A 6031-nucleotide genomic window follows, 5' to 3' on the forward strand; every position below is an offset into this window, starting at 1 on the left:
CCATCGTCCTGATCGGCCTGGCCATGGCCGGCGCGGGCGCCACGCTCGGGCTGGGCAACCTGCCGATCGTCCGCCGCAACGCCTGGCTCAGGTAGTGCCCGGACGCGGACGCCCACCCCGCACCCCGGGGTGGGCGTTCCGCCGTCACCGTGGGCCGTGCCGGGCACGCACAGGGACGAAAGCCCCGTCACGTGAGTGCCTTCGGCCCAGCCGCCCGGGACGTTCGCTCCTGCGTGGACCGGTCCGGACAGGAGCAGGATGGAGAGAGAGGGGCAAGGAGGTACACCATGTCGATCGAGGTCAAGGACGTCATGGGCCGGGTGGCCATCGCCGTGCTGGCGGACGCGTCGTTCGCCGACGTCCTCAACGCGATGAAACGGTACGCGGTGGGCGCGGTCACCGTGATAGACGCCGACCGGCGCCCGGTGGGCGTGGTCTCCGAGGACGACCTGCTGCTCAAGGAGATCGACCCGGTACGGCACAGCGTGTCGATGTACGAACCCCACCGCCGGCGGGACGAGCACCACCGGGCGACGGCCGTCACCGCGGGCCGGCTCATGTCCACCCCGGCGATCAGCGTCACGCCGGGCACCTCCGTGCGCGAGGCGGCGCGGATCATGCACGACCGGCGCATCAAGCAGCTCCCGGTGATCGACCCGGCGAGCGGGCGCATCGTCGGCACCCTGCACCAGCGCGACGTGCTGCGCGTCTTCGCCCGTCCGCGGGCGGAGCTGGAGGCCGAGGTCCGGGCCGTGCTCCCGGCGTCCGGGGCGATCTCCGTGGAGATCGAGCAGGGCGTGGTGAAGCTCGGCGGGCGCGTGGAACGCCGGTCACAGGCGATCGCGGCGATGGAGGCCGTGCGCGGTGTCGAGGGCGTCGTCGACGTCACCGGCGAGGTGACCGCCGACCACGACGACCTGGTCAGTGTTCCGCCGCCGCGGTAGAGCGGGGGGCGCTGCGCGACCCGTGACCGGGCGCGCGATGGGGGCGCTCGGCGAGGAGCGGGCGTCCGTCCACGATGTCCTTGACTGATCGCCTTTGAGGTGGTCATGGCACAATGCCCGGCATGCGTATCCGGATCATGGCCCTGGCCGCCCTCGCCTTGACGGCCGCCGGATGCGGTCAACCGCCTCTCGCGCCCTCGGCGAGCGGGACCACCGCACCGCCTCCCGCGCCTTCGGCCGGCGCTCCTTCGCCCTCTGCGAGTGTGAGCGCGACGTCCGGCGGCGGCGACACCCGGCCCGCGCTGGCCACCGTCCAGGGGACCGTCGAGCCGAACTACAAGGCCGAACTCGTCGGGCTCAACCGCGTCGGCGGCAAGCACCTGATCGTGCAGTTGCGCCTGTCCGCCGGCATCGGCAAGCCGCTGCACTGGCAGGCGCCGCTCGCCGACCCGATGCGGCCGCTCAAGTGGCGCGGGCCCGCCGGCATCGCGGTGCTCGACGCCCCGGCCCATCGATGGCTCATGCCGTACAAACCCGCCGACGGCGAATGCCTGTGCAGCGACCCCGACCGCGACGACCTCGAAGCGATCATCGACCCCGGCGAGTCGCTGACGGTCTACGCCGTGCTGCCCGCGCCGTCCGGCAACCCGGCGACCACGACGATCGTCACACCGATCGGGCCGCCGATGGTAGACGTCCCGATCAGCGACGACCCGCCCGTGCCGCCGCCCGGTCAGCGACTGCCCGACCCTGACGCGTCCCAGGTCGAGACCGTCAGCCACCTCATCGAGACGCCGTCCCAGTCGCTCGACCGCACCGAGGAGACGACCGACGACGGCGCCGACCTCAAGGTCAGCCTCTCCTCCGACGTGCTGTTCGCGCTGAACAAGGCGACGCTCACGCCGCGCGCCCGCACGGTGCTGGCCAAGGCGGCCGAGCTCATCGACACGTCCGCGGACACGACGATCGAGGTCGACGGCCACGCCGACTCCTCCGGCACCGACGCCGTCAACGAGCCGCTGTCCCGCCGCCGCGCGGAGGCGGTGCGCCGGGCCCTCATGCCTCTGATCACGCGCGACCAGGTGACGTTCAGGGCCCGTGGATACGGCTCCCGCCGCCCGCTGTACAGCAACAGCTCCGACGAGGGACGGCGCCGCAACCGCCGGGTGACGATCACGTTCGCCAAGCCCGCGCCGGCTGACGTGCCGGCCGCCGGCACCACGGCGTCCCCGCTGCCCGAGGGCGAGGGGACGACGGCGACCGTGCGCGCGAAGGGCGTGCCCTTCGACCTGAAGGTGACGTCCTTCCGCCGGATGCCCGGTGACCTGGGCCTGCTCCGCTACACGATCACCAGCCGGGGTGACGGCGAGGCGTGGTACCACGACCTCAACTGGGCCGACGACTGGAGCGCCTTCAAGCACCACGCCGCGAGGAACATCCAGGTGACCGACCCCGCCGCGCGCCGCCTGTACCGCCCGGCCCGCGTGATCGTGGCCGAGGGCGAGGGCGAGGAGCCGGGCACGTACTGCGCGTGCACGAACACCTCCGGGGTGGCACTGTCGGCGACGAGCTTCGAGGCGGGGGAGACGAAGGAGTTCTGGTCGCTGTACGCCCTGCCCGCCCAGGCTGACGCGCTGACCGTCAAGGTGGCCACCTGGCGCCCCTTGCAGGTGCCCCTGTCCTGAGCTCGCTCCCTCATGAGGCGTCGGCCGCTGCCCGGGCGAAGGCGCGGATGAGCGGCGTCTCGGCCGCCGTACGCCAGGCGAACGTCCACCGGCACGGCGGAGCGTCGCGGATCGGGACGAAGGCGAGGCTGGGCCAGGGGTAGAAGGCCGCGGCCTCGGCGGTGACCCCGGCGGTGGCCTGACCCGTGGCGACGGCGCTGAGGGTCTCCTGCCAGGTGGTGACCTTGTGCCCGCGGCGGACGGGGCGGCCGGAAGGGGTGTGGTAGGGGTTGAAGATCTCCTCCATGCAGGAGGGGATCGACTGGCCCTCGACCACGGTGCAGTCGCCGAGGTCCTCCAGGCAGATGGAGTCTCGTCCCGCGTAGGGGTGGTCGGCGGAGACCATCAACACCACGTCGGAGGCGTACGAGGTCGGTCTGATGGTCAGGTCGGGCTCGCGGATCGGCAGCCACAGGTGCGCCACGTCCACCTCGCCCGACTTCAGCAGGTCCAGCGGAGAGGCGGGCTGGATCTCGCGGTGCTGGAGCCGGGCGTTCGGGTGGCGGGCGAGGAACAGGTCGAGAACGTCCTTGATCTGCGTGGAGAGCGGGCCGACCGTGCCGAGGGTCAGTGTGCCCGCGGTGCCGTCGGCGGTGGCCTGAGCGGTCGCTATCCCCTGCGTGATCTGCCGGTGGCCGCTCTTGAGCGCCTGGTAGAGCTGCTCACCGAGCGGGGAGAGGCGGACCGCTCGGGTGGTGCGGTCGAACAGGGGCGCGCCGATGCGCCGCTCCTGCTTCTTGATCGATTGGCTGACGCGGGCGGGGCTGATGCCCAGCCGCTCGGCAGTACGGCTGAAGTGCAGCTCCTCGGCCAGCGTCAGGAAGATCTCGATCTCCCGCATCTCCACGGGCGAGCCTCCGCATTCTTCATCTCAGGGTTAAAGGACGTTATCGGATCCGTCGTAGATGCGGGGCGGCCGGGTGGGAGAGGCTTGGCGCGTTCGAAGGACGTGCGGCTTTGGAGGTTCGGTGCCCGTCGGATATCTGATCCCTGTAGCACTCGTCGCGCTCGGGACGCTGTTCGCGCTGCGGCCGCCGCCGGGGTGGAGCGCGCTCGGCCGGGTGAGCTACTTCTTCGGGCTGGCCGCCAACGAACTGCCGTTCGCGGCCTTCTTCTGGCTGCTGCTGGCCCCGACGGCGCTGGCGTTCGCCGAGGGGGACATCCACACGGCGGGCGGCTGGGCAGTCGTCGCCCTGGCCGCCGTGACGACGATCGGGCTCACCGTCATCGCCTGCCGCGGTCTGGGGGAGCGGGCCAGGATCTGGCGGGCGATGGACGCCGGCCTGGGCGCGGGCTGGCGCGCCGCCATCGACGCCGACCTCGCCGCCGGACTGCGCCGTCGTCCGCCGTGGGGTCGCATCCTGTTCCTGCCCATCCTCAAGCGCCGCGCGGACGTCCGCCGGGTGGCCGATCTCTCCTACGGCGAGGCAGGCCGGCGCAACCTGCTCGACGTCTACCACCACCGCTCGCGTCCGCAGGGCGCGCCCGTCATGATCCACCTGCACGGCGGCCACTACGACAGCGGCCACAAGAACAGCCAGTCGCTGCCGTTGCTCTACCGGCTCGCCGGCCAGGGCTGGGTGACCGTCAGCGCCAACTACCGGCTGCGGCCCCAGTCCCAGCACCCCGACCACCTGATCGACCTCAAGAAGGTCATCGCCTGGGTGCGCGAGCACGCCCACGAGTACGGCGCCGACCCCTCGACGCTGTTCGTCGCGGGCAGCTCGGCGGGCGGCCACATGGCGGCGCTGGCCGCGCTCACCCCCAACGACCCCGCCTACCAGCCGGGTTTCGAGCACGCCGACACCTCCGTGACCGGCGCCATCTACCTGAACGGCTGGTACGGCGCCTACTTCGACGGGGACCCGCGGTCCGCGCCGCTGGCCCACGTCACCGCGGACGCGCCGCCGTTCTTCGTGGCCCACGGCGATCTGGACCCGCTGGTGCCGGTGGCCGAGGCCAGGCACTTCGCCGACCAGCTCCGCCGTACGTCGGCCGCCCCCGTCGTCTACGCCGAGTTGCGTGGCGGCAACCACGCCTTCGACCTGTACCACTCGGTCCGCTTCGAGGCGCTCGTGGACGCCATCGAGGCCTTCACCGCCCGGGTGAGATCGCAGCAGCGGACCCCGCAGCCTTAGCCCCGCCGCGCCGCCACCGGGTGGCCGTCGCAGGTCAGGCCGTCGTGCCGGCGGCCGCGGAGATCGTCGCCACCGCGGGAATGAAGGGGCTGGCGATGGCCGACGTCGCGGCCGCCTCGGGCGTCGGCATCGGCACCCTGTACCGGCGGTTCGGCGACAGGTCGGGCCTGGCGTACGGGCTCATCGACGAGAAGGTTCACCCGCTTCGGCGGGGCCTACGAGGCGTACCACCAGCACCTGGTCATACTGATCGGGCAGATCAAGCCGGAGGCGGACGCGGGCTTCCTCGCCGACGCCCTGCTCGCGCCGGTCGCGGCCAACCTGGTCGTCCACCGGGGCCGTACGGCCTCCGCGGTGAAGGCGGGCCCCGACGCGCTGCTCACGGGCCTGCGATAGCGGCGATCGCCCGCTCTTGCGGGCGAAGGCGTCTCAGGGCGTCTGGTCGCGTCTGCGCAGCCGTCCGAACCAGGCCGGGACGTCGTGCTCGTCGTCGAAGCCGCGGGCCACCACGATGTCGGTGGAGGAGTGGAGCAGGATCGAGGCCACGATGGTGACGGCGACGATCTGGAACACCTGCTGCGCGGCGGCGATCCCGGAGGCGAGCACGAGCAGCCCGTACACCACCGACGCGAACCCCTTCGGGCCGAACCACGCCACCGCCGCCTGCTCGCGCACCGTCAGCCCGGAACGCAGGAACGACAGCCAGATCGCCACCGGCCGCGCCACCACCAGCGCCAGGATCGCGAACAGCCACCCCTGCCAGCCCACCGAGCCCAGCAGCGACGGCGTGATGAGCGCCCCGAACACCAGCAGCGCCGCCAGCTTGAAGATCTCCGCGATGAGTTCGCCGAAGTGCTCGAACGATTCCCGCTGCCGCTGCCCGAAGGTCGCCACCGTGATCCCGGCGGAGAACGCGGCCAGGAACAGGTTGCCGTGCGTGGCCTTGCCCACGGCCAGCACCAGCAGGCCGATGGCCAGGGCGTTGAGCGGCTCGTAGGCGGTGGAGGCGGCGAACCAGCGGGTCTGCTCCAGCTTGATCGCCGCCCACGGGATCGCCATGCCGATGAGCACGCCCAGGCCGAGCTCCAGCCCCAGCTCGCCGAGGTGCAGGTCGGCCGAGCCCGACGCGATCGCCAGGAACAGGATGACGAACGGCAGCGCGAGCCCGTCGTTGACGCCGGACTCGACGTTGAGCAGCTGCCGCAGCCGCGGCGGCACCTTCTCG

Annotated in this window: 5 protein-coding genes; 3 read left to right on the forward strand and 2 right to left on the reverse strand. The window is 72.2% G+C overall.

Features of this window, described 5'->3' with window-relative positions; all coding sequences use genetic code 11:
• Window positions 1-287 precede the first annotated feature (287 nt).
• On the forward strand, window positions 288-944 hold the full coding sequence (locus AB0C33_RS51005) for a CBS domain-containing protein (protein ID WP_358303075.1): 657 nt from the start codon (window positions 288-290) through the stop codon (window positions 942-944).
• 263 nt (window positions 945-1207) lie between these two features.
• Window positions 1208-2629, forward strand: a complete 1422-nt coding sequence (locus tag AB0C33_RS51010; protein ID WP_358303078.1) for an OmpA family protein — start codon at window positions 1208-1210, stop codon at window positions 2627-2629.
• A 10-nt stretch (window positions 2630-2639) separates the two neighbouring features.
• On the opposite strand, the gene AB0C33_RS51015 is transcribed toward AB0C33_RS51010, so the two are convergent.
• The gene (locus AB0C33_RS51015; RefSeq protein WP_358303086.1) at window positions 2640-3509 is read right to left on the reverse strand and encodes a LysR family transcriptional regulator; all 870 of its coding nucleotides are present in this window, start codon (window positions 3507-3509) and stop codon (window positions 2640-2642) included.
• A 127-nt stretch (window positions 3510-3636) separates the two neighbouring features.
• On the opposite strand from AB0C33_RS51015, the gene AB0C33_RS51020 reads away from it, so the two are divergent.
• A complete protein-coding gene (locus AB0C33_RS51020) occupies window positions 3637-4806 on the forward strand; it encodes an alpha/beta hydrolase (RefSeq protein WP_358303081.1) in 1170 nt (389 codons plus the stop codon).
• 429 nt (window positions 4807-5235) lie between these two features.
• Here AB0C33_RS51020 and AB0C33_RS51025 read toward each other — a convergent pair.
• The coding region (locus AB0C33_RS51025) for a cation:proton antiporter (RefSeq protein ID WP_358303084.1) at window positions 5236-6031 on the reverse strand (796 nt) is incomplete at its 5' end.

This window comes from Nonomuraea sp. NPDC048881, assembly GCF_040649795.1.
Lineage (GTDB): Bacteria > Actinomycetota > Actinomycetes > Streptosporangiales > Streptosporangiaceae > Nonomuraea.

Coding starts and splice junctions, on each gene's coding strand:
- AB0C33_RS51005 (WP_358303075.1), top strand. CDS start 288: ATGTCGATCGAGGTCAAGGACGTCATGGGCCGGGTGGCCATCGCCGTG.
- AB0C33_RS51015 (WP_358303086.1), bottom strand. CDS start 3,509: ATGCGGGAGATCGAGATCTTCCTGACGCTGGCCGAGGAGCTGCACTTC.